The organism is Tepidimonas taiwanensis (assembly GCF_020162115.1).
Taxonomy (GTDB): Bacteria; Pseudomonadota; Gammaproteobacteria; order Burkholderiales; family Burkholderiaceae_C; genus Tepidimonas; species Tepidimonas taiwanensis.
This window is the reverse complement of record NZ_CP083911.1, coordinates 2551573-2575005: the sequence shown is the minus strand read 5'-3', so window position 1 is coordinate 2575005 and position 23433 is coordinate 2551573. Positions and strand designations below refer to the sequence as shown.

At 71.3% G+C, this 23433-nt stretch carries 22 protein-coding genes; 12 read left to right on the top strand and 10 right to left on the bottom strand.

The window, feature by feature from the left end:
* Positions 1 to 9: 9 nt before the first annotated feature.
* Positions 10 to 1332, bottom strand: a complete 1323-nt coding sequence (locus tag LCC91_RS12170; protein WP_043699324.1) for an NAD(P)/FAD-dependent oxidoreductase — start codon at positions 1330 to 1332, stop codon at positions 10 to 12.
* Positions 1333 to 1885: 553 nt separating this feature from the next.
* Between LCC91_RS12170 and LCC91_RS12165 the strand changes: the two genes are divergently transcribed.
* Entirely contained in the window at positions 1886 to 2851 is a 966-nt protein-coding gene (locus tag LCC91_RS12165) for a metallophosphoesterase (RefSeq protein ID WP_052231429.1), read from the top strand.
* A 7-nt stretch (positions 2852 to 2858) separates the two neighbouring features.
* Here the strand turns inward: LCC91_RS12165 and LCC91_RS12160 are convergent, their stop codons facing one another.
* Complete coding sequence (locus LCC91_RS12160; RefSeq protein WP_052231428.1) at positions 2859 to 4124, bottom strand: YbfB/YjiJ family MFS transporter; 1266 nt, start codon at positions 4122 to 4124, stop codon at positions 2859 to 2861.
* 41 nt (positions 4125 to 4165) lie between these two features.
* Between LCC91_RS12160 and LCC91_RS12155 the strand changes: the two genes are divergently transcribed.
* Positions 4166 to 5542 carry a transaminase gene (locus LCC91_RS12155; RefSeq protein WP_043699320.1) on the top strand — a complete coding sequence of 459 codons (1377 nt, stop codon included), beginning with the start codon at positions 4166 to 4168 and terminating at the stop codon, positions 5540 to 5542.
* A 252-nt stretch (positions 5543 to 5794) separates the two neighbouring features.
* Here LCC91_RS12155 and LCC91_RS12150 read toward each other — a convergent pair whose 3' ends face one another.
* Together LCC91_RS12150 and LCC91_RS12145 are read right to left on the bottom strand one after the other, a co-directional pair.
* Positions 5795 to 6379 (bottom strand): hemerythrin domain-containing protein, encoded by a 585-nt coding sequence (locus LCC91_RS12150; RefSeq protein ID WP_043699316.1) that lies wholly within the window; start codon positions 6377 to 6379, stop codon positions 5795 to 5797.
* A 96-nt stretch (positions 6380 to 6475) separates the two neighbouring features.
* Positions 6476 to 8779 (bottom strand): heavy metal translocating P-type ATPase, encoded by a 2304-nt coding sequence (locus LCC91_RS12145; RefSeq protein WP_221934157.1) that lies wholly within the window; start codon positions 8777 to 8779, stop codon positions 6476 to 6478.
* A 112-nt stretch (positions 8780 to 8891) separates the two neighbouring features.
* Between LCC91_RS12145 and LCC91_RS12140 the strand changes: the two genes are divergently transcribed.
* The 5 genes from LCC91_RS12140 (at position 8892) to LCC91_RS12120 (ending at position 11657) form a co-directional block, all read left to right on the top strand.
* Positions 8892 to 9089 (top strand): heavy-metal-associated domain-containing protein, encoded by a 198-nt coding sequence (locus LCC91_RS12140; RefSeq protein WP_043699310.1) that lies wholly within the window; start codon positions 8892 to 8894, stop codon positions 9087 to 9089.
* 430 nt (positions 9090 to 9519) lie between these two features.
* On the top strand, positions 9520 to 10272 hold the full coding sequence (gene minC / locus LCC91_RS12135) for a septum site-determining protein MinC (RefSeq protein ID WP_043699304.1): 753 nt from the start codon (positions 9520 to 9522) through the stop codon (positions 10270 to 10272).
* A 35-nt stretch (positions 10273 to 10307) separates the two neighbouring features.
* Positions 10308 to 11120: a septum site-determining protein MinD gene (gene minD / locus LCC91_RS12130; protein WP_043699299.1), complete on the top strand. Its 813-nt coding sequence runs from the start codon at positions 10308 to 10310 to the stop codon at positions 11118 to 11120.
* Between the two features lie 5 nt (positions 11121 to 11125).
* Positions 11126 to 11386, top strand: a complete 261-nt coding sequence (gene minE, locus LCC91_RS12125) for a cell division topological specificity factor MinE (RefSeq protein WP_043699365.1) — start codon at positions 11126 to 11128, stop codon at positions 11384 to 11386.
* Positions 11387 to 11393: 7 nt separating this feature from the next.
* Positions 11394 to 11657: a SemiSWEET transporter gene (locus tag LCC91_RS12120; protein ID WP_043699298.1), complete on the top strand. Its 264-nt coding sequence runs from the start codon at positions 11394 to 11396 to the stop codon at positions 11655 to 11657.
* A gap of 13 nt (positions 11658 to 11670) precedes the next feature.
* On the opposite strand, the gene LCC91_RS12115 is transcribed toward LCC91_RS12120, so the two are convergent.
* From LCC91_RS12115 to purE, 3 genes are read right to left on the bottom strand one after another with little or no spacing between them, the layout of a single operon-like run.
* Complete coding sequence (locus LCC91_RS12115; RefSeq protein ID WP_143897978.1) at positions 11671 to 12693, bottom strand: L-threonylcarbamoyladenylate synthase; 1023 nt, start codon at positions 12691 to 12693, stop codon at positions 11671 to 11673.
* Positions 12684 to 13892 (bottom strand): 5-(carboxyamino)imidazole ribonucleotide synthase, encoded by a 1209-nt coding sequence (locus LCC91_RS12110; RefSeq protein ID WP_143897980.1) that lies wholly within the window; start codon positions 13890 to 13892, stop codon positions 12684 to 12686. Before LCC91_RS12110 ends, LCC91_RS12115 begins: the two co-directional genes overlap by 10 nt.
* The gene (purE, locus tag LCC91_RS12105) at positions 13889 to 14395 is read right to left on the bottom strand and encodes a 5-(carboxyamino)imidazole ribonucleotide mutase (RefSeq protein ID WP_143897982.1); all 507 of its coding nucleotides are present in this window, start codon (positions 14393 to 14395) and stop codon (positions 13889 to 13891) included. The genes LCC91_RS12110 and purE overlap by 4 nt, the downstream gene beginning before the upstream one ends.
* A 50-nt stretch (positions 14396 to 14445) precedes the next feature.
* Here purE and trxA point away from each other — a divergent pair, with 50 nt between their 5' ends.
* The 5 genes from trxA (at position 14446) to LCC91_RS12080 (ending at position 18280) form a co-directional block, all read left to right on the top strand.
* A complete protein-coding gene (gene trxA / locus LCC91_RS12100; protein ID WP_143897984.1) occupies positions 14446 to 15396 on the top strand; it encodes a thioredoxin in 951 nt (316 codons plus the stop codon).
* 9 nt (positions 15397 to 15405) lie between these two features.
* Positions 15406 to 15756, top strand: coding sequence for a 2Fe-2S iron-sulfur cluster-binding protein (locus tag LCC91_RS12095; protein WP_390612135.1), 351 nt, complete (start codon positions 15406 to 15408; stop codon positions 15754 to 15756).
* A 173-nt stretch (positions 15757 to 15929) separates the two neighbouring features.
* Positions 15930 to 16442 carry a Spy/CpxP family protein refolding chaperone gene (locus LCC91_RS12090; protein ID WP_185974898.1) on the top strand — a complete coding sequence of 171 codons (513 nt, stop codon included), beginning with the start codon at positions 15930 to 15932 and terminating at the stop codon, positions 16440 to 16442.
* Positions 16443 to 16454: 12 nt separating this feature from the next.
* Positions 16455 to 17195 (top strand): winged helix-turn-helix domain-containing protein, encoded by a 741-nt coding sequence (locus LCC91_RS12085; RefSeq protein ID WP_043699282.1) that lies wholly within the window; start codon positions 16455 to 16457, stop codon positions 17193 to 17195.
* Positions 17192 to 18280: a HAMP domain-containing sensor histidine kinase gene (locus tag LCC91_RS12080; protein ID WP_143897989.1), complete on the top strand. Its 1089-nt coding sequence runs from the start codon at positions 17192 to 17194 to the stop codon at positions 18278 to 18280. Before LCC91_RS12085 ends, LCC91_RS12080 begins: the two co-directional genes overlap by 4 nt.
* A gap of 118 nt (positions 18281 to 18398) precedes the next feature.
* Here the strand turns inward: LCC91_RS12080 and LCC91_RS12075 are convergent, their stop codons facing one another.
* From LCC91_RS12075 to ppc, 3 genes are all read right to left on the bottom strand, one after another.
* Positions 18399 to 19319 (bottom strand): phosphoribosylaminoimidazolesuccinocarboxamide synthase, encoded by a 921-nt coding sequence (locus LCC91_RS12075; RefSeq protein ID WP_043699277.1) that lies wholly within the window; start codon positions 19317 to 19319, stop codon positions 18399 to 18401.
* A gap of 1 nt (position 19320) precedes the next feature.
* Positions 19321 to 20385: a class II fructose-bisphosphate aldolase gene (gene fba / locus LCC91_RS12070; protein WP_043699275.1), complete on the bottom strand. Its 1065-nt coding sequence runs from the start codon at positions 20383 to 20385 to the stop codon at positions 19321 to 19323.
* 63 nt (positions 20386 to 20448) lie between these two features.
* Positions 20449 to 23298, bottom strand: a complete 2850-nt coding sequence (gene ppc, locus LCC91_RS12065; RefSeq protein WP_058616502.1) for a phosphoenolpyruvate carboxylase — start codon at positions 23296 to 23298, stop codon at positions 20449 to 20451.
* Positions 23299 to 23433 lie beyond the last annotated feature (135 nt).

The window sequence follows — 23433 nt, the reverse complement described above, 5'->3', positions numbered from 1 at the left end:
CGGTGGGCGTCAGAAGCCCAGCGCGTCGCGCCAGCGGTACCACGCCATCCCGAGCGCCAGCAGCGGCGTGCGCAGCCACGGCCCGCCCGGGAACGCCCGGTGCCGCAGCCGCGCCAACAAGTCGAAGCGCTCGGACTGCGCCGTGATCGCCTCCGCGACGAGCCGGCCCGCGAGCCCGGTCAGCGCCACCCCGTGCCCGCTGAAGCCCTGCAGGTAGTACACGCGCTCGCCCACGCGCCCGAAGTCCGGCGCGCGGTTCATCGTGATGTCGACGAAGCCGCCCCACAAGTGCGTGCTGCGCACCCCCGCCAGTTGCGGAAACACGCGCACGAGGCGCCGCTGCATCGTCTCGCGCAGCCGCGGCGGGGTCATCGTCGTGTAGCTGACGCGCCCGCCGAACAACAGCCGGTCGTCGGCGCTGAGCCGGAAATAGTCCAGCACCACGTTGTTGTCGCACACCGCCGCGTTGTCGCGGATCAGCGACGCCGCCAGCGCGCGCGGCAGCGGCTCGGTGGCGAGGATGTACGTGCCCACGGGCATGATGCGCGGGTGAATCGCGCGCAGCACGCCCGGGCCGTGTTCGGCGAGCGTGCAGTTGCCGGCGACGACGGCGAAGTCGGCCTCGACCGCGCCCGCGTCCGTTTCGGCGCGCACGCCCGCCCCGTGCGGGCGCAGCCGGCGCACCGGGCTGTGCTCATGCAGCGTCACACCCGCCGCCTGCGCGGCGCGCGCCAGCCCCAGCGCGTATTTGAGCGGGTGCAGGTGGCCGGACACCGCCTCGTAGGCCGCCGTGACGTAGCGCGGGCTGTCGATGCGCTCGCGCACCGCTGGCCCTTCCGTCCATTCGACCGCGAACCCATAGTCGCGCTGCAGCGCGTCGAGCTCGGCGTGCAGCGCGCGGGCCTTGCGCGGGCTGTCGGCCACGTACAGGTAGCCGTGCACGCGGTCGCAGTCGATGCCGTGGCGCGCGATGCGCTCGTCGAGCAGCCGCACGGCCTCGAGCGACATCGCCCACGCCTGGCGCGCCCCTTCGGCGCCGAGCTGCGCCTCGAGCGGGCCCATGCCGCACGCATAACCGACGATCGCCTGGCCGCCGTTGCGCCCACTGGCCCCCGCACCGACGCGTTCGGCCTCCAGCAGCACGACACGCCGACCCCGTTCGGCCAGCTCCAGCGCGGCGCTCAGCCCCGCGTACCCGCCGCCGATGACGACCACGTCCGCCCGCACGGTGCCCTGCAGCAGCGGCTGCGCCGGTGGGCGCGTGACGCTGGCCTCGTAGTAGCTGTCGGTGTTGAGCTGGGTGTCGGAGCGCAGCAAGGAGGGGCGCAGCATGCGGTGGTGGCGGTATCGGGATATGGCGGTCGGTGAACCCTACGATAACCGCTGGCCGGGCCTCGCGACAGAACCAATCGCGCGGGAGCGCCGCGGACCAGGCACCAACCGAGCGCGCCGGACCAACAGCGTGGCGGAGAGCGACCAGCGGTCGGTGACCCCACCATCGAGGACGCGCACCAGCTCGCCGCAGGCCCGGCGCTGGGCCACCAGGTCCGGCGACGCGGACGGGATCCCGCCGCCGGACATCTGAACCCGCTGGCAATGCGCCGCGCGATTAATACTGCATCCACCGCCCCATCAACGGCGAACCGCGCAACGTCGAGGTAAAAAACAACCTCGGCGTCAAAACCAAGGACGAACGCCTGTACGCGGTGGGCGTGCGCCACGACTTCTGACCGCCGGTCCCCCGGTTCTCCAAGCGGTTGTCCGGGGTTGCCCGTGGATGACCTTTTGCGCGCCGGCCCTTACGGATCGGCGTTTTTTCATCGGGCTGTCAAAACACCGCGCCACACTCCGGTCATCCTACCCCAACCGTCTGCGGAGTCCCCCGATGCGATCCCCTTCCCGCTGGCTTGTCACGCTGACCGCCGCGCTGCTGCTGGGCTGGTGCGGTGTCGCCGCCGCCCAGGCGCTGCGTTTCGTTGCGCTGGGCGACATGCCCTACGGCCCGCCCGACAAGAGCTATCCCCCATACCGCGCGCTGATCGAGCGCGTCAACGCCCTGCAGCCTGCCTTCACCGTCCACGTAGGCGACATCAAAGCCGGCTCCACCCTGTGCAGCGATGAGGAGTTCGCCGCACAGCTCGAACACTTCGGCCGATACGCGGGCGCGGTGATTTATACGCCGGGCGATAACGAATGGACCGATTGCCACCGCGCCAACAACGGCGCGTACGACCCCCTGGAGCGCCTGGCCGCCCTGCGGCAGCGGTTCTACACACCCGGCCGTTCGCTGGGTAGCAAGCCGCTGCCGGTGGAGAATCAGTCCGCGCTGATGCCGGCGTTCGCGACCTACGTGGAAAACCAGCGCTGGTGGGCCGGCGACGTGCTGTTCGTAACCGTGCACGTCGTCGGCAGCAACAACAACTTCGAGACGCGCGACCCGCGTGCGGTGGCGGAATATTTCGAGCGCGACCGCGCCAACGCGGCCTGGCTGCGCGCCGCGTTCGAGCTCGCGCAGGCCCGCAACGCCGCCGCGATGGTGATCGCGATGCAGGCCGATCCCTTCGACAACCAGACGCCACCTGAAACCTTTGGCACCGCGTCCGGGTTTCGCACCGTCATCGGCGAAACCCTCGTGCCGCTGGCGGCCCGCTGGGGCAAACCGGTCTTGCTGATCCACGGTGACAGCCACCGGCTCGTCCTGGACCAGCCATTCGTGCTGCAGAAAAAGCCGGTGCTCAACCTGACGCGCCTGCAGGTGCCGGGCGCGGCGGACGTGCGCGCAGTCGAAGTCGGTGTGGACCCGGCCTCAAGCGAGCCGTGGACCATCCGCGTCGTTGGCCTGCGCCCTTGAGGTGCGCTCAACGGAGCGCGCGCTGCCGCCACGCCACCAGCGCGCCCAGCCACAGCGCCAGCGCCGAGAACAGCAGCCCCCGCTCCAGGCCACCGGGGCCGTCGCCGATCCAGCCCACCACCGTCGGCCCGACGATCTGGCCAACGGCAAACACGATGGTGAACGCGCTGATGCCCGCTGCCCAGCGCGACGCGGGGAGGTTGTGGCGCACCAGCGCCGTGGTGGACGCGACGACCGACAGAAACACCGCACCGAACAGCACGCCCGACGCCAGCACCAGCGGCCACGCGGGCGTCAAGGCGGGCAGCACCGTCGCCAGCCCGAGCAGCGCGTTGAGCCGCGCCAGCGGTCGGCCGTCGCGGTAGCGGTCCAGCCACCCCGCCCACAGGCGCGACGACGCCATCACCGCCACCCCCAGCAGCGCGTAGAACGCCGTGATGTCCGCCGCCGCCGTGCCGCGGTCGCGCAACAGCGCGATGACGAAGGTCATGTAGCCGATGTAGCCAACCCCGAACAGCGCGTACCCGAGCAGCGCCGGCGCAAAGGCCCGCAGCAGGTCGGCCGTGCCCGGCGCGGACGATTCCATTGCCGGGGCGCTACTGGGCGCTACCGACGGCGCACGCCCCGTGACAGTCCCACCGAGGCCCTGCGCCGCCAGCGCGCGCCACGTCGACACCAGCCCCGCCGCCGCCAGCAGGCACACCAGCGCCAAGCCCCACCACGCCCATGCCCACCCGTGGGGCCGGGCGGCTGCCCAATCCAGCAGGGCCGGCACGGCCAGCGCCGACACGACGATGCCGCTGCCCACGCCGCCGTAGTACAGCCCCAGCAGCCACCCCGTGTGGCGTGGCCAGCCGTTGCTCAGCCGCGCCGCGAGCAGGCCGCCCGCGACGAACATCCACGCGCTGACGATGCCCGCGAGCCAGCGCTGCACCAGCAGCGGTGCGTCGGCCGTGAAACAGCCGCTGCCCGCCATGAACAGTGCGGCCAGCAGCGCACCGCCAATCAGCACCGCCACCGGCCCGAAGCGCCGCATCAGCCCCGGCACGGTCAGCGCCCCGACCAGGTAGCCGACCGCGTTGGCGGTGTTCATCGCCCCGGCGAGCAGGTAGCTCCAGCCGAGGTCGGCGCGCATCGGGGGCAGCAGCAGCCCGTAGGCAAAGCGGGTGATGCCCAGCGACACCGCCGCCCCCAGCGACAGCCCGAGCGCGAGCCAAACCCCCCGGTGCAGCGGCGGCGCGGCGGAAGCGGACCCCGAATCGTCGTGCGACATGGCCCCGCATTGTGACGCCAGGCTTTTTATGCTGTCCGATCATGCGTGACATCCCACCCTCCCCCTGGCCCGACCCGACCGCACTCGCTGCCCTGCAGGCGCGCGAACGCGAACGGTTTCTCGCCGCCCACCCGACCTCGCGCGCACTGGCCGAGCGCTGTGCGGCGCACTACCTGTACGGCGTCCCGTTGCACTGGATGCGCGACTGGCCCAACCCGGTCACGCTGTTCGTGCGCGCCGCCCACGGGGCGGCGCTGACCTGCGTCGACGGCCACGCCTACGTCGATTTCTGCCTGGGTGACACGGGCGCGATGTTCGGTCATTCGCCCGCCCCGGTGGCGCAGGCGGTGGCGGCGCAGGCCGCGCAGGGATTGACCTGCATGCTGCCGGCCGAGGCGGCCGCCCGCGTCGGCGAGCGGCTGGCGCAGCGCTTCGGTCTGCCGTACTGGCAGCTCGCGATGACCGCCAGCGACGCCAACCGCTTCGTGCTGCGCTGGGCGCGCGCCATCACCGACCGGCCGCAGGTGCTGGTGTTCGACGGCTGCTACCACGGGGCCGTCGACGACACCCTCGTCGACCGCGACCCCGCCACCGGTGCCACCGTGCGCCGGCGCTCGGTGCTCGGCGGGGTGCACGACCATCACGCATTCACGCGCGTCATCCCGTTCAATGACCTCGACGCGCTGGACGCCGCATTGGCCGACGGACAGGTGGCAGCGCTGCTGGCGGAGCCGGCGCTGACCAATTTCGGGCTGGTACCGCCGGCACCGGGCTTTTGGGAAGCCGCGCAGGCGCTGTGCCGCCGCCACGGTACGCTGCTCGTGCTGGACGAGACGCACACGCTCTCCAGCGGCGTCGGCGGTTACGCGCGGACGCACGCGTTGTCACCCGATATGTGGATCGCGGGCAAGGCCGTCGCCGGCGGTGTGCCCTGCGCGGTGTACGGCTTCACCGCCGAGGTGGCCGCGCGCATGCGCAACGCCAAGGACGCTGCGCCGGAGGGGCACAGCGGCATCGGCACGACGCTGACCGCCAACGCGCTGGCGCTGGCCGCGCTGGAGGCGGCACTCGAACACCTGCACACCCCGGCGAGTTATGCCGCGATGGCCCGCGCCGCCGACGCGCTGGAGGCGGGTCTGAACGCGCGGCTGCACCACCGCCAGCTGCCGTGGACCGTCACGCGCCTGGGCGCGCGCATGGAACTGCAGTTCATGCCCCGCACCCCACGCAACGCCGACGACGTGCGCCAGCACGCCCAGGCCGCGCTCGAAGCCAGCCTGCACCTGTTCCTGCTCAACCGCGGCGTGCTGCTGACGCCCTTCCACGGCATGATGCTGTGCTCACCCGCGACGGGCGACGACCACGTGGCCCGGCTGCTGGCTGCGTTCGACGAATGGCTCGACGCGCTCGGTCGTTGACCCGCTCAGCGTGGGGCGTTTGACGGCGGATGGACGCGCGCTTGGCACCTGTAGCCCTGCCAAGCGCGATAGGACCGATGGCCTCTCGCTGCGGCACGGTTTTGTGTTGCGTCCCCATCCTTTGTCAACTTTACAGGCCGCTGTGGGGGACACAAATCCCCCTCGCGCCCGAACGACACGATAAGGTCACTGGAAAATCAAAGGCCAAAGGCCGACCAGACCGGCCACCCGCGGCCCCGCCCGGGTCAGCCCTCACGCACCGAGGCCGATCGGCGCCGGCGCCACTTCGAGGATGCGCTGGAACAAGCGCTCGTAAGCCGGGTCCGGCGGGTAGCGGCCGGTGAGCGGATCGCGGTTGGCTTCGAACGCCGCGTCGAGCGCGCGCCAGTCGTCGGCGTCCAGCACCCGCTGCGCGGCAGGCAGGATCTCCTGTTCCTCCAGCCGCATGTGCTCCAGATAGAACCCCACATAGCGCTCGCATGCCTCGACGAATGCGTCGCGGCGCTCGTCGCCCAGCCACTCCCACGCGAGCAGCAGGTGCTGCAACTCGCGCACCTGCGACTCGCCCTTCATGTGATCCTGCTCCAGCCGGGTGATGACGGGCAGCAGCGCCGGCTCGCGCTTGGCCACGCGCGGAAACAGCAGATCGGACTCCTTCGGGTGGTGCAGCCGCTCCGGAAACTCGTCGATGTAGAACAGCATCGCACGCAGCGTGTCGAAGAAGCGCGCGCGCTCGTCGCCCGGGCCGCGGCGGATCAGCCACAGCAGCGACTGCAGCATCGCGGCCAGGGCCGCATGTTCTTCGCGGATGGTGCGCAGGGCGCTCGACGGGTGCATGCGATGCCTCCTCCGGGGAAAGCGCGAACCGTTCCCCCCGATAACGGAATCCGCACCCAGCATGCCGTGGATCGCGCCCGACGGTCTTGACGTGCGTCAAGAAGTACTCGCCGCGGCGGCGAGCGCCGGCGGCCGCCAACGGCTCAGCCACAGCGCGTTGGTGACCACGCTGACGGAACTGGCCGCCATCGCGGCGCCGGCAAACACCGGGTCGAGCACGCCGAGCGCCGCCAGCGGAATGCCAGCGACGTTGTAGACGAAGGCCCAAAAGAGGTTTTGCCTGATCTTGCGGACCGTGCGCGCCGAGATGTCGAGCGCCGCCGGCACCAGCGCCGGATCGCCGCGCAGCAGCGTGATGCCCGCGGCGTGCATCGCCACGTCGGTGCCGCTGCCCATCGCGATACCGACGTCCGCGGCGGCCAGTGCGGGCGCGTCGTTGATGCCATCGCCCACCATCGCCACCAGCCCCCCGCGCTCGCGCAGGGCGCGCACCGCCGCCGCCTTGTCGCCCGGTAGCACCTCGGCCTGCACCTCGCCCGCTTCGGGCCGCAGGCCCAGGCGCCGCGCCATCGCCTCCGCCGCGGCGCGCTGGTCGCCGGAAATCATCACCACCGCCAACCCGCGCGCGCGCAGGGCGTCGATCGCCGCCGCCGCCCCCGGCTTCGGCTCATCGGCAAAGGCCAGCAACGCCAACGGCCGCCACGCCTCGCCGAGCGCCGCCGCCAGCACCGCGAGCGTCGCCCCCGCCGCCTGCTGCGCTGCGATCGCCGCGTCCCACCCGTCGGGCGACGCCGGGCCCTGCCACACGCAGCCCAGCTCGGCCATCCACGCCGGACTGCCCAACGCGATCGGCACCCCCTCCACCACGCCGCGCATGCCGCGCCCCGGTACCGCCTGCACGTCGGTGGCCGTGGGCAACGCCGCCGATCCCGCGGCCGCGAGCACGGCTTTCGCGAGCGGGTGGCTGCTGCCCGCCTGCAACGCCGCCGCGGTGCGCAGCGCCGCCGCCTCGTCCACCCCTGGTGCCGGCACCAGCGCGACCAGTCGCGGTTGCCCCACCGTGAGCGTGCCCGTCTTGTCGAACGCCACCGTGCGCACGCGCTGCGCGAGCTCCAGCGCCTCGGCGTCCTTGACCAGGATGCCGTGGCGCGCCGCCGCGCCGGTTCCCGCCATGATCGCCGCCGGCGTCGCCAGCCCCAACGCACACGGACACGCGATCACGAGCACCGCCACCGCGTGCAGCACGGCAGTCTCGAACGTCGCGCCACCCACCCCCCACCACAGCACGGCGGTCACCAGCGCGATGACCACCACCACCGGCACGAACACCGCCGCGACGCGGTCCACCAGCCGCTGCACCGGTGCCTTGGCCGCCTGCGCGTCCTGCACCAGTGAAATGATGCGCTGCAGGACCGACTGCGCCGCCGCGGCCGTGACGCGCACCTCGATCGCGCCGTCACCGTTGAGGCTGCCGCCGGTGACGGTGTCGCCCTCACCCTTGGCCACTGGCAGCGGCTCGCCGGTGAGCATCGACTCGTCCACCTGCGTGCGGCCGCGCTCGATGACGCCATCGGCCGGGATGCGCTCGCCCGCTCGCACGAGCACCCGGTCCCCCGGCAGCAGCTCCGCCACCGGCACGTCCACCATCGTCTCGCGCCGCACGCCGTCGGGCAGCAGATGCGCCTCGTCCGGCCGCAGCGACTGCAGCGCGCGGATCGCCGCCGTCGTGCGGCGCTTGGCCCGCGCCTCCAGCCACTTGCCCAGCCGCACCAGTGTGATCACGACCGCCGAAGCCTCGAAATAGAGGTGCGGCATCTCGCCCGGCGCCGCGCGCCACCACAGCCACACGCTCATGCCCCACGCCGCCGTCGTCCCCAGCGCGACCAGCAGCTCCATGTTGCCGCTGCCGCTGCGCAACGCGTGCCAGCCGGCACGGTAAAAGCGCGCCCCCAGCACGAACTGCACCGGTGTGGCGAGCAGAAACTGCCACAGCGGCGGCAGCATCCAATGCTCGCCCACGGCCAGGCCCAGCATCGGCCACACCAGTGGCAGCGACAGCACCACACCCGCGATCACCCACCCGCGCTCGCGCGCCAGCGCCCGTTCGGCCGCGTCGTCCTCGTTGCGGCCGTCGTCGATCGGCCGCGGCTCGTAGCCGGCGTCGCGCACCGCGCGCTGCAGCCGCGCCGGCAGCTCCGCCGCCACCGTGGGGTCCGCCTGCCAGCGCACGCGCGCCGACTCGGTGGCCAGGTTGACACTGGCCTCCACCACGCCGGGCACGCGCCGCAGCGCCCGTTCCACCCGCGCCACACACGAGGCACAGGTCATGCCCCCGATCCCCAGATCACAGCTGCCGCCGGACACGTCGGCGTCCGCGGCCATCGGTTCGTTACTCGCCATGTCCGCAGTATGCCGCTTCGTTCGCCTTCACGCCGCCCCGTGCGCCTGCACGGCCGCGGTCGTATCATGGGTGCCTGCCCTTTGTTCCACCCTCATCGAATCGGGAGCGACCATGCAACACGTCTTCACCGTCGACGGCATGTCCTGCGGCCATTGCGTCAAGGCCATCACGCAAGCGATTCGCGCGCTCGACCCGCAGGCGCAGGTCCGCGTGGACCTGGACGAGCGCCGCGTCGAAGTCGAGTCCGACCGGTCGCGCGTCGCCCTCGCCGATGCGATCCGCGACGAAGGCTACACCGTGCGGGACTGATCCCCGGCCGCCGGACCGCGTCCGCCCGCGCGATCGCCCGCCTTTACCCACCTTTACCCGTCTTTTCCCGCCTCCAACCGCCGCCCGTCACCCGGGCGGCTTTTCTTTTTTGGGACAACCCTGTGGACAAATCCCGAACAACCCCCCACTTGTCCACACGCGTGGGGCAACCACACGCTTTTGTTCACGCTCGCGCCGCGCCTCGCCGCCTCCTCCCCCACAGGGTTGTGCGTCGGCCAAGTCGATGGTTTTTCCGATGAAAACCGGGCTTTCCACGCGTCGGCGCGGTCTTCTAGCTACGACGACTACCGAAGAAACTGTTTTTTGGAAAAGAACAACCCAAAGCACGCGTGAACAACCATCGCAAGCAGGGTGCGCCCCCACAAAACCTCCGACGATCCGCTGCTAAGATGCGCACCCGTACCGATCCATGTCCAAAACCGCCACGACACCCGCCGCCCTCGACATCCGCCACGGCCACATGCCGGTGGCGGTCGTTCGGCTGCGCGGACCGAACGTGGCGGGCGTGCTACAGGAGATCGAGCAACGCTACGGTGACACACCCGGGTTTTTCGAGAACGAGCCGGCGTTGCTGGACTTGAGTGACTGGCTGGGCGGCGATGCCACGGCGCTGGAGCGGCAGGCGGTGCTGCAGCGGTTGCGCCAGATCGGCCTGGCGCCGCTTGCCTTTCAGGGCGGCAGCCCCGCGTGGCAGCACGACCTGCGTCAGCAAGGCTGCGTGGTGGCGGAAGCGCTGACGCCCACCCAGACCCGCGTTGCGCGCGAAACCCCTGCACCATCCTCCTCGACCACCCCCAGCGCAGAACCGCCCGTGTTATCGTCGGCCTTGGTTGTCGACCGGCCACTGCGTTCGGGTCAGCAGGTGTACGCGCGCGGCCGCGATCTGGTCGTGCTGGCGATGGTCAACCCGGGCGCTGAGGTGATCGCGGACGGCCACGTCCACGTGTACGCCCCGCTGCGTGGCAAGGCGATCGCTGGCGCGCGCGGCCTGACGGATGCGCGCGTGTTCGCGCTGTCGCTGGAGGCGGAGCTGATCTCGATCGCCGGCGTCTACCGTACCGCCGAGCACCCCTGGCCGAACAACGTGCGTGGCCGGCCGACGCAGGTGCGCCTCGCCAGCGGTCCGGACGGTGACAAGCTGCTGTTCGAACCCCTCGTCTGACCCTTCGATCCCCATTTCTCGACCGAAAGCGACCCATGGCCAAAATCGTCGTCGTCACCTCAGGCAAAGGCGGCGTGGGCAAAACCACGACCAGCGCCTCGTTCGCCACCGGGTTGGCCCTCAAGGGGCACAAGACGGTGGTGATCGATTTCGATGTGGGCCTGCGCAACCTCGACCTCATCATGGGCTGCGAGCGCCGCGTCGTGTACGACTTCGTCAACGTCATCCACGGCGAGGCCAACCTGAATCAGGCGCTGATTCGGGACAAACAGGTCGACCAGCTCTACGTGCTCGCGGCCAGCCAGACGCGCGACAAGGAAGCGCTCAAGCAGGAGGGCGTCGAGCGCGTGCTCAACGACCTGCTGGGCATGGGGTTCGAGTACATCGTCTGCGATTCGCCGGCCGGCATCGAAACCGGTGCGCTGATGGCGATGCACTACGCCGACGAGGCGCTGGTCGTGACCAACCCGGAAGTGTCGTCGGTGCGCGATTCGGACCGCATCCTGGGCATGCTCAGCTCCAAGACCCGGCGCGCAATCGAGGGCCGCGAGCCCGTCAAGGAACACCTGCTGATCACGCGCTACAACCCCAACCGCGTGCAGGACGGCCAGATGCTTTCGCTGCAGGACATCCAGGATATCCTGCGCATCCCGCTGATCGGTGTGATTCCGGAGAGCGAAGCGGTGCTGCAGGCGTCCAACCAGGGCGTGCCGGCCATTCACCTGCAGGGGACCGACGTCGCCGAGGCGTACAAGGACGTCATCGAACGCTTCCTCGGGCGCGACGTGCCGCTGCGCTTCACCGAGGCGGAAAAGCCCAGCTTCTTCAAGCGCCTGTTCGGGAGGTGAGCGCCGTGTCCCTGCTGTCTTTCCTGCTCGGGGAAAAGAAAAAATCCGCGGCCGTCGCAAAGGAGCGGTTGCAGATCATCCTGGCCCACGAGCGTGCGGGGCGCAACGCCTCCGAGCCCGACTACCTGCCGGCGCTGCAGCGCGACCTGGTTGCGGTGATCAGCAAGTACATCGCCATCAACCCGGACGACATCAAGGTCCACCTGGAGCGGCAGGACAACCTCGAAGTGCTCGAAGTCAAGATCGAGCTGCCCGAGACGCGCTGACGCGGCGATGGGCACGGTGTGGACCGAATGGGTGGGGGCGGTCGCCGCGATCCTGACCACCGCGAGCTTCGTTCCCCAGGCCTGGTTGACGTGGCGTACGCGCGACGTCAGCGGCATTTCGCTGGGGATGTACAGCGTCTTCACCACTGGCGTGGCGCTGTGGCTGGCCTATGGCGTGCTGCTCGGGTCGTGGCCGATCATCGTCGCCAACGCGATCACGCTGGCGTTGGCGCTGTCGATACTGGTGATGCGCATCCGCTACGGCCGATGAGAGGGGGCACCTCTCAAGCCGCCGCGCGCTGCAGCCGGTCGCGCACGCCGTCCCACGCGGGGTCGGTCGGGGGGCGTTCGACCCAGATATGCTGCGTTGCGCCGTCGTCGAGGGCGCGCAGCACCGCGAACAGTTCGTGCGCGCATACGGCGGCATCGTCGGGCATGCGCCGCGCGCGCACGTGCGGGCTGACGACGCGCAGCGGGCTGCGGTGGTACACGGCGATATGGCGCGCCTGGGGGCCGGCGAGATCCAGCGCGGTCTGCAGCTCGGTGGCGTCCATCAACCGCACCCGGGCCCGCGGGGCGTAGTGCGACGCGAGCGTGCCGGACGCACGGGGCGCGGCGGCATCCCGGTCGGCCACCGGCACGCCCAGTACCCGCTCCAATTCGGCCCGGCCGATCATGCCCGGGCGCAGCAGCACCGGCCGCGCGCGCGAGGCGTCGATGATCGTGGACTCGATCCCGACCGGGCAAGCACCGCCGTCCAGGATCAGCAGCGCGTCGTCGGCCAGATGCCCCAGTTCGGCGAGCACGTGCGCGGCCGCGGTGGGGCTGACGCGGCCGAAGCGGTTGGCGCTGGGCGCGGCCAGTCCCCGGATACCGGCGGCGCGGGCGGCGTGCAGCAGCGCCTGCGCCACCGGGTGCGCCGGGCAGCGCAGCCCGATCGTCGGCTGGCCCCCGGCGGCGGCTTCGGCCACGCCGGCGCGGCGCGGCAGGATCAGCGTCAGCGGACCGGGCCAGAAGGCGTCCATCAGCCGCTGTGCGAAAGGCGGGATCGACGCGGCATAGTGCGCGATGGGGTCGGCGCGCTCCGCCGCCGTTGCACCGGCCACGTGGACGATCAGCGGGTGGTCGGCGGGCCGTCCCTTGGCCGCGTAGATGCGCTCCACCGCCGCGGGCTGGTCGGCATCCGCCGCCAGGCCGTACACGGTTTCGGTCGGCATCACCACGAGCGTGCCGGCGCGCAGCCGCGCGACCGCGTCGGCGATGGCGTCCGCGGCCCCGTTGCCCTGCGCGTCGCGGATCAGCGCCATGGCGCGATGCCCAGCCGTTGTGCGGCCACCCTCGCGGTAGCGATGGCCGCCTGCGCATCCGCGGCCGTGACCGTCAGGTGTCCCATCTTGCGCCCGGGCCGCGCCGTGTGCTTGCCGTACAGGTGCAGGCGCACGCCCGGCAGCGCGAGCACGCCGGCCCAGTCGGGCGTCACCGGCTGGCCGTCGCGCCACCACAGGTCGCCCAGCAGGTTGAGCATCACCGCCGCGCTGTGCTGGCGCGGCGCGGCCAAGGGCAGTCCCGCGAGCGCGCGCACCTGCAGTTCGAACTGCGACACGTCGCAGGCGTCGATCGTGTAGTGGCCGCTGTTGTGTGGGCGCGGCGCCATCTCGTTGACCACCAGGGCCCCGTCTGCGCTGCCGTCGTCGACGATGAAGAACTCCACGCACAACACGCCGACATAGTGCAGTTGCGCGGCGATCGCGCGCGTGGCGGCGACGGCCCGCTGCGCCAGGGTATCGGGGACGTTGCCCGACCAGACCTCGGTGACCGCGAGGATGCCGTCGCGGTGCAGGTTGCGCTGTACCGGAAAATGCACGACGGCCCCGTCGGCGCCGCGCGCGACGATGACCGAGAGCTCGTCGCGCAGCGCCAGCCGCTGCTCCAGCACGCACGGCACCCGCCCCAGCCGCTCCCACGCGGCGGCCAGCGCGGCGCGATCGTCGACGCGCACCTGACCCTTGCCGTCGTAGCCCAGCCGGGCGGTTTTCAGGATGCCCGGCAGCAGTCTGTCCGGCACACGCGCGAGGTCCGCCTCCGCCTCGATGACGGCATACGGCGCCGGCCCCACGCCCGTGTCGCGCGCACAGGCGGCGAAGTGTGCTTTTTCCGCGATGCGGTCCTGCGCGATGGCCACGGCGGTGGGCGCGGGCGCGACCGGGCGCTGCGCCGCCAGCGTCGCCAGCGCCCCGGCGGGGACGTTTTCGAATTCGGTCGTGATGGCTTCGCAGCGCTGCATCAGCTGCGCCAGGCCCTGCTCGTCGTCGTACGCGGTGGCGATGTGGACGTCGCTCGCGCGCCCCGCCGGGCTGGTCGGGTCCGGGTCGAGCACCGCGGTCTGAAAGCCCAGCGCCTGCGCCGCGTGGACGAACATGCGGCCCAGCTGCCCGCCGCCCATCACGCCCAGCGTCGCCAGCCGCCGCCCTTCGACCGGGCCCGGCAGGATCGGCGCGGCGCTCATGCGCCGGTCTCCAGCGGCAGCGTCATCGCGCGCGCCATCGCCGTCTGCTCGGCGCGGAAGGCGTGCAGCCGGGCGCGCAGCGCCGCGTCTTCGTGCGCGAGCATCGCCACCGCGAACAGCGCCGCGTTGGCCGCTCCCGCCGCGCCGATCGCAAACGTCGCCACCGGCACGCCTTTGGGCATCTGCACGATCGAGTGCAGCGAATCGACGCCCTGCAGGTGGCGGCTCGGCACCGGCACGCCCAGCACCGGCACGATGGTCTTGGCCGCGAGCATCCCCGGCAGATGGGCCGCCCCGCCGGCCCCGGCGATGATGGCTTTCAGCCCCCGCCCCTCGGCCGCTTCGGCGTACGCGAACATGTCATCCGGCATGCGATGGGCCGAGACGACGCGCGCCTCGAACGCGACGCCGAACTGTTGGAAAATGGCAGCCGCATGCTGCATGGTGTCCCAGTCGCTGCTGGACCCCATGACGACACCGACCTGGACGTTGCTGCTGGACATGGCGACCCCGGGAAAATCCGCCACATTGTAGAGAAACGGACGCTGCCGACATGATCGACGTCACGCTTGCCAATTTCCAGGCCGAGGTGCTCGAGGCCTCGCTGACCACCCCGGTGCTGGTGGACTTCTGGGCGCCTTGGTGCGGGCCGTGCAAGGTGCTGGGCCCCCTGCTCGAAAAGGTCGAGCAGGCCTACGGCGGCCGCTTCATCCTCGCCAAGGTCAACACCGAGGAGGAGCAGCAGCTCGCGGGCTATTTCCAGATCCGCAGCATCCCGACCTGCATCCTGTTCGTCGGCGGCCAGCCGGTGGACGGCTTCATGGGCGCGCTGCCGGAGGGCCAGATTCGCGCGTTCCTGGACCGCCACCTGCCGTCGGAGGCGGACCTGCTGGCCGCCGCGGAGCGGGCCGAGGCCGAAGCGGCCGCCGCGCACGGTGACGCCGACGCGGCGCTGCAGCGCCTGCGCGACGCGCTGGCCAAGGCACCGGACAACGACGACGTGCGTTTTGATCTCGTGCGGCTGCTGATCGAATCGGGGCAGCTGGCCGAGGCCGCCGCGGCGCTGGCGCCGGCGCTGGGCAAAATCCCGGTGCCGCTGCGCTTCGAGGCGCTGGCGCAGTGGCTCAACGCGCTGGAGTTCGTCGCCAACGACCCGCGCGGACAGTGGCCGCTGGAAAAATTCGACGAGCTGATCGCCGCCAACCGGCGCGATTTCGAGGCGCGCCTTGCGAAGGCGCGCGTGCTGATCGCGCGCGGCGAGTGGACCGCGGCGATGGACGAGCTGCTGGAAATCATCATGCGCGACAAGAAGTGGGGCGACGAGGTGCCGCGCAAGACGGTGGTGGCGCTGCTGGAGCTGATGACGCCGCCCAAGCGCGACGCGGCGGCGGCACCGAAGTCCGCCGCGGGGCTGGAAATCGCCGGGCACAGCGCCACCGCCGAAGACCCACAGGCCGAGCTCGTCTCGCGCTACCGCCGCAAGCTCAGTATGGCGCTGAACTGAGGACCGCCCGTGGGAACGCCGACGATCACCGTGCGCTTCGTCACCCCCGGCCCGAACGGGCCGGTGCAGGACCGCGAAGTCGAGGTGCCTGCCGACGGCCGCAGCCTGATGAAGGCCGCGGTCGATGCGGGCATCGACGGCATCGCCGCCGACTGCGGGGGTACGTTGACCTGCGCCACCTGCCACGTGTTCGTGACCGATCCGTGGGTGGACCGACTCGACCCGCCCAGCGGCGACGAGGACACGATGCTCGACTACACGGCGGTGGAACGGCGCCCGTGCAGCCGGCTCAGCTGCCAGATCCGGCTCACGCCCGCGCTCGACGGCCTGACGGTGGAGCTGCCCGAGCGGCAGTATTGACGCCATCGACGGTGCCGGGCATCGCCGCAGCGGCGGTCGGCGGCGGACGTGAGTCGAAAGCGGCTTTACACCGCTTTACACGACCGCCACATGACCCTGACGCGCCGTGCGCACCATGTCAGCGTGGGATGGCCGTGGGGGCCGTCCCGTGGATCCGCATGAGGAGTCGACACATGGGTACGATGGCAACGATGGCGCGCTGGAGCACCGCGGCGGCACTGGTGGCGGCGTTGGCCGCGCCCGCGGCCTGGGCCTACGGCGGCAAGGGCATGCACGGCCCGATGGGCATGGACGGCGGCCCGATGATGGGCGCGCCGATGATGGAGGACGGCGCGCGGCGCGAACGCATGCTCGAGCGCATGGCCGAGCGCTTGCAGCTCAAGCCCGAGCAACGCGAGCAGGTGCGCGCGCTGGCCGAGCGTTCCGCGCAGGCGATGCGGCCGCTGCACGAGGAAATGCGCCAGCTGCGCGAGGAGCAGCGCAAGCTGTGGCAGGCACCGCAGCTCGACGAGGCGGCGATCGCCGCGCTGCGTGAGCGAACGCTGCGCCTGCACGAGCGCATCGTGACGCAGCGCGAGCAGGCGATGCTGGAGATGGCGCGCATCCTCACCCCCGAGCAGCGCCAGCGCATGGCGCAGGGTTTCGGTGAGCACCGCCGTCACGGGCACCATGGCCCCGCGCGTTGACCCCCGCACCCGATGTCCGCCGCCCCGCCGAGCGTCCCGGTGCTGATCGTCGATGACGATCTGCGCCTGGGCGCGATGCTGACGGAGTATCTGCAGCAGCACGAGCCGCAGTGGCGGGTGCAGACGGTGGCGTCGCTGGCCGCCGCGCGCCAGCGCCTGGGGCCCGGTGCGCCACTGCCCGAGCTGCTGGTGCTGGACCTGATGCTGCCGGACGGGGACGGGCTGGACCTGTGCCGCGAGTTGCGCGCCCGCGCCGAGACGCGGGCGTTGCCGATCCTGATGCTGACCGCGCGCGGTGAGCCGACCGACCGCATCATCGGGCTGGAACTGGGCGCGGACGACTACCTGGCCAAGCCGTTCGAGGCGCGCGAGCTGCTCGCGCGCCTGCGCGCGCTGTTGCGCCGCAGCGCGATGGCGGCTGCCCCGGGCGAGGTGCTGCGCTTCGGGCGGCTCGCCATCGACCTCGGTGCCCACGAGGCGCGGCTCGACGGCCGCCCGTGCGACCTCACGCCGTACCAGTTCCAGCTGCTCGTGCTGCTCGCGCGTCATGCCGGGCGCGTGCTGACGCGCGACCAGATCATGGACGCGCTCAAGGGCCATGCGCTGGAGGCGTTCGACCGCTCGATCGACGTGCACGTCTCGCGCATCCGTGCAGCGATCGAGGACGACCCCAAGCAGCCGCGCCGCATCCTGACCGTGCGCGGCGTGGGGTACCTGATGGCACGCCGGCCCGATGACGAGGCCGCCCAATGAAGGCGCTGTACTGGCGCATCTACCTGACGGTGCTGGCGGCGCTGCTGGCCTTTGCGTTGGGGGCGGGGTGGCTGGCCGAGCAGCAGCGCGAGGCGGAGCGCGACGCCCCGCCCGAGCCCCCCCCTTGGGCGGTGTGCGAGGCGGACGACGCCTACGGCGCCGGCTGGGACGACTGGGGCCGCGTGATCTTCCCCCCACCGGCTGCGCCGCTGCCGTGGTGGGTGGGCACCGGGGGACTGATCGCGCTGCTGGCGGTGCTGTACATCGGTATCGCCGCGGGCGCCTATCCGGTGGTGCGGCGGCTGACGCGGCGGCTGGAGGCGCTGCGTGCCGGCGTCGAGGCGTTTGGCGACGGACGGCTCGCGCAGCGCGTGCCGGTGGAGGGGCGCGACGAGGTCGCGGCGCTGGCGGCGAGCTTCAACCAGGCGGCCGAGCGTATCGAAACCCTGGTGCGCGCCCACCGCACGCTGCTGGCCAATGCGTCGCACGAGTTGCGCTCGCCGCTGGCGCGGCTGCGGCTGGCGCTGTCGCTGCTGGCCACCGACGCCACGCCCGACGCGCGCGCCGCGCGCCAGCACGAAATCGAGCGCAACCTGTGCGAACTCGACGCGCTGATCGACGAGGTGCTGCTCGCCAGCCGCCTGGACGCTGCCCCGGCACTGGCGCGCGAGCCGGTCGATCTGCTCGGGCTGGCGGCCGAGGAGGCCGTGGCCGTCGGTGCCGACGTGAGCGGTGAGGCGGTCACGCTGCCGGGCGACGAGCGGCTGCTGCGCCGTGCCATCCGCAACCTGCTGGAAAACGCCCGGCGCTACGCCCCGGGTGAACCGCCGACCGTCGTCGTGCAACGCGTCGGCGCGGCGGCGGTGCTGCGCGTGTGCGATCGCGGACCGGGCATTCCCGCGCCGGAGCGCGAGCGCGTCTTCGAGCCGTTTTACCGCCTGAGCGGTCACGCCGAGCACGCGGGCGGCGTCGGGCTGGGGCTGAGCCTCGTGCGGCAGATCGCGCGCGCGCACGGCGGCGACGCCCATTGCGAGCCGCGCGACGGCGGCGGCAGTTGCTTCGTGCTGCGGTTGCCGCTGGTCTAAGCGGTGGGTGGCGCACGCCTCAGGCCCGTTGTCGCGCCGGCATGATGTCGTCTTGGGTTCCCTCTCCACTCAAACGGAAAGGGCGCGGAGCGACAGCACCAAGTTTTTGCGTACCGGATCAATCGGTGTTGTCGCCCAGCAGGCGCGTCAAGGCCTCGCGGTATTTGGCGGCGGTGCGCTCGATCACCTCGGGCGGCAGCGGCGGCGCGGGTGGCGTCTTGTTCCACGGCCGCCCGTCGATGCGCACCGACTCCAGCCAGTCGCGCAGGTACTGTTTGTCGAAGCTCGGCGGGTTGGCCCCTTCCGCGTACGACTCCGCCGGCCAGTAGCGCGACGAATCGGGCGTCAGCACCTCGTCCATCAGCGTCAGCGTCCCGTCCGCGTCCAGCCCGAACTCGAACTTGGTGTCGGCGATGATGATGCCGCGTGTGGCCGCGTAGGCGCTGGCCGCCTCGTACAAACGGATGGAGATGTCGCGGATGCGCTCGGCGAGTTCCCGCCCGATGCGCGCGGCCATCTCGTCGAAGGTGATGTTTTCGTCGTGCTCGCCGACGGCGGCCTTGGCCGCCGGGGTGAAGATCGGCGCGGGCAGCTTCGACGCGTTGCGCAGGCCCGGCGGCAGCGGCACGCCGCACACGGATTGCGACTGCTGGTACTCCTTCCAGCCGCTGCCGGCCAGGTAGCCGCGCACCACCGCCTCCACCGGGATCGGACGCAGGCGCTTGACCAGCATCGAGCGGCCGCGCACCTGTTCGCGCTCGTGCGGTGCGACGACGCTCTCCGGGTCTTCGCCGGTCAGGTGGATCGGGCAGATATTGGCACCATGGGGACCGAGCCGGTCGAACCAGAAGAGGCTCAGCCGCGTCAGCAGCTCCCCCTTGCCCGGGATCGGCTCGCCCATGATGACGTCGAACGCGCTGATGCGGTCCGTCGCGACCATCAGGATGCGGTCGTCGCCGACCGCGTAGTTGTCGCGCACCTTGCCGCGCGCCAGCAGCGGCAGCGAGGTCAGGTGGGAGGTGTGCAGCGCCGCGGCCATCTCAGTGCACCACCTGCGCCAGCTCGCCGCGGGCGTAGCGCTCGGCCATCACCGACAGCGGCAGGCCCTTGATCTTCGCGCCCATGCCCTCGCAGCCGAACTGCAGGTAGCGCTCTTTGCAGATCTGCTTGGCCGCTTCGCGCGCGGGCTTGAGCCACTCGCGCGCGTCGAACTTGTCCGGGTTTTCGTGCAGGAACTGGCGCACCGCCGCCGTCATCGCGAGCCGGATGTCGGTGTCGATGTTGATCTTGCGCACGCCGTGCTTGATCGCCTCCTGGATTTCTTCCACCGGCACGCCGTAGGTTTCCTTCATGCGGCCGCCGTACTGGTTGATGCGCGCGAGCAGCTCCTGCGGCACGCTGGAGGAGCCGTGCATCACCAGGTGCGTGTTGGGGATGCGGGCGTGGATTTCCTTGACGCGGCCGATCGCGAGGATGTCGCCCGTGGGCTTGCGGCTGAACTTGTACGCACCGTGGCTGGTGCCGATGGCGATCGCCAGCGCGTCGAGCTGCGTGGCCTTGACGAAGTCCGCCGCCTGCTCGGGGTCGGTCAGCAGGGCCGAGTGGTCGAGCTTGCCCTCGGCGCCGATGCCGTCCTCTTCGCCGGCCATGCCGGTCTCCAGCGAGCCCAGGCATCCGAGTTCGCCCTCGACCGTAACGCCCAGCCGATGCGCCATCTCCACCACACGGCGCGTGACGTCCACGTTGTACTCGTAGGTGGAGGGGGTCTTGCCGTCCTCGCGCAGCGAGCCATCCATCATCACCGAGGTAAAGCCCAGGCGAATCGCGCTTTCACACACCGCGGGGGTCTGGCCGTGGTCCTGGTGCATCGCCACCGGGATGTGCGGGTAGGCCTCGACCGCGGCCTGGATCAGGTACTTGATGAAGCTCTCACCGGCGTACTTGCGCGCCCCGGCCGACGCCTGCAGGATGACCGGCGCGCCGACTTCGTCGGCGGCTGCCATGACGGCTTGCACCTGCTCCAGGTTGTTGACGTTGAACGCCGGAATGCCGTAGCCGTGCTCGGCCGCGTGGTCGAGCAGCTCGCGCATCGAAACGAGTGCCATCGTGATCTCCCGTGGGTGGTTCGAACCGCCGGCGATTGTAGCGAGGGGGTGTCACGCGGGGCATCACCCCGTGTTGCGCAGGCCGGCAGCGATGCCGTTGATCGACAGGTGGATGCCGCGCTTGACCTTTTCCTCCTGGTTGCCCGCGCGGAAGCGCCGGATCAGCTCGACCTGCAGGTGGTGCAGCGGGTCGATGTAGGGGAAGCGGTGCGCGATCGAGCGTGCCAGTGCCGCGTTGTTGGCCAGCCGCTGCGCGTGGCCGGTGATCGTCTCCAGCGCCGCGTGCGTGCGGTGCCACTCCGCCTCGATGGCGCCGAAGACGCGCCGGCGCAGCTTGGCGTCGGGCACCAGCTCGGCGTAGAGCGCGCCCAGCGCCAGGTCGCTCTTGGCCAGCACCATGTCGATATTGCTCAGCAGCGTCGCAAAGAACGGCCAGCGCGCGTGCATCTCGCGCAGCAGCGCGTGCGCCGCGTCGCGCCCCATCTGTTCCTCCAGCGCCGCCACGCCGCTGCCAAAGCCGTACCAGCCGGGCAGCGTCAGGCGGCACTGGCCCCAGCTGAAGCTCCACGGGATCGCACGCAGGTCCTCGATGCGCTGCGTGGCCTTGCGCGACGCGGGGCGCGAGCCGATGTTGAGCTCCGCGATCTCGCGAATCGGCGTGGCGTGGAAAAAATAGTCGGCAAAGCCCGGCGTTTCGTACACCAGCGCGCGGTAGGCAGCAAAGCTCGCGCGCGACAGCGCTTCGGCCGCCTGCAGGTAGCGCCGCGGCACCGCGCGGCGCGGCGGCAACAGCGTCGCCTCCAGCGTCGCGGCCACCAGCGTCTCCAGGTTGCGGCGGCCGATCTCGGGATTCGCATATTTGGAGCCGATGACCTCGCCCTGTTCGGTCAGGCGGATCTGCCCGCGCACCGTGCCCGGCGGCTGCGCGAGGATCGCCTCGTAGCTCGGGCCGCCGCCGCGCCCCACCGTGCCGCCGCGCCCGTGAAAGAGGCGCCAGCGCAGCGGCCGCCCATGCTGCGCCGCCAGCCGGTCGAACAGCGCCGCCAACGCCACCTCCGCCTGGTACAGCGACCAGTTGCTGGTGAAGATACCGCCGTCCTTGTTGCTGTCCGAGTAGCCGAGCATGATGTCCTGCTCGCCATACTCGAGCGGGCCGCCGGCGTGCACCAGCGCCGTCACGCCGGGCAGCGCATAGTATTCGGCCAGGATGCCCGCGGCGCGGTGCAGGTCGTCGATGGTCTCGAACAGCGGCACGACGATCAGTTCGGCGCGCGCGTCCTCGCCCCAGTGGCCGTGCAGCAGGCCGGCCTCCTTCTGCAGCACCAGCACCTCCAGCAGGTCACTGACCGACTCGGTGTGGCTGATGATCGCGTGGCGGATCGCCGCCGCGCCGTAGCGCTGCCGCGCCTCCCGCGCTGCGCGAAACACTGCCAGCTCGCGCAGCGTTACCGTGTCGTACGGGGCTTCCGGCACCTGCAGCGGCCGCGGGTCGGCCAGCACCTGCAGCAGCACGCGCTGGCGCGCGCCCTCGTCCAGCGCCGCGTAGTCGGGCGCGATGCGCGCGTGGCGCAGCAAATCCGCCACCGCCAATTCGTGCTGGTCGGAGCTTTGTCGCAGGTCCAGCGTCGCGAGGTGAAAGCCAAACACCTCCACCGCGCGCATCAGCGGCTTGAGTCGCGGTTCGGTCAACGCCGCACATCCCTGCTCCACGAGCGCGTCGTGCAGCACGCGCAAATCGGCCAAGAACGCCTCCGCGCCGGGGTAAGGGTTTTGCGGCGCGACGGCGTGGCGCGCGGCCTCACCGCCGGTGAGTTCGCGCAGCGTCGCCGCCAGTCGCGCGTACATGCCGATGAGCGCGCGCCGGTACGGCTCGTCACGCCGGTGCGCGTTGGTGTCGGGCGACGCGTCCGAGAGTGCCTGCAGCGCCGGGGGCGCCGGCAGCAGCATCGCCGATAGCGACAGCTCCGCCCCAAGCGCGTGCACCTCGCGCAGGTAATGGCGCAGGATCAGGTCCGCCTGCCGCTGTAGCGCCAGCGCCAGCGTGCCGGCGTCGACGTTGGGGTTGCCGTCGCGGTCGCCGCCGGTCCACTGGCCCAGCCGCAAAAACGGCGCCACCGGCGCGCCGCCCAGCGCGCCCTCGATGTCGGCGTACAGCCGCGGCACCTCGGGGACGAACGTGCGCTCGAAGTACGCCAGCGCGTTGTTGATCTCGTCCGAAACCGTCAGGCGCGTGAAGCGCAGCAGCCGCGTGTGCCACAGCTGCGTGATGCGCGCGCGCAGCAGCGCCTCGTTGGCGGCGAGTTCGCGCGCGCTGACGCGGTCGCCGCGGCGGCTGCCCGCGGCCGCCGCGCGCGCACGGATCGCGTCGCGCTGCGCGAGCAGCCGGGCGATGTCGTTTTCCGCGTCGCGGATGCTGGCGCGCTGCACCTCGGTGGGGTGCGCGGTCAGCACCGGCGACACCAGCGCCTGCTGCAGCACCTCGGCAATCGTGTCGGTGCCCACCCCCGCGCGGCGCAGCCGCTGCCAGGTGTGCGCGAGGCTGCCGGGCTGCACGTGGCCCGCGCGCTCGTGCACCTCGCGGCGGCGGATATGGTGGCGGTCCTCCGCCAGGTTGGCCAGGTGGCTGAAATACGTAAACGCGCGGATGACGCTGACCGCCTGCGCGTCGCTCAGCGCATGCAGCAGGCGCTTGAGCTCGCGGTCGGCGCGCGCATCCGCGTGACGGCGAAACGCCACCGACAGCTGGCGAATGCGCTCGATCAGCGTGAACGTCTCCTCGCCCTCGTGCTCGCGGATCACATCGCCCAGCAGCCGCCCGAGCAGGCGGATGTCCTCGATCAACGGCTGATCCTTTTTGGCGGCACCGCCGTGGGCAACGACTTCAGGGGCGGGGGAGGAGACGGGCTTGGGCATCGCGGCGGCACAAAAAAAAGATCGAGGGGGTAGCTCGTACACGCAAACACCCAATGATACGGACGGCGTGGAGCGCAAAGCGCCACACGCCCGCATCAGGCCCGGTACGGCCACGGGCTGCGCTGGCGAGCGCCT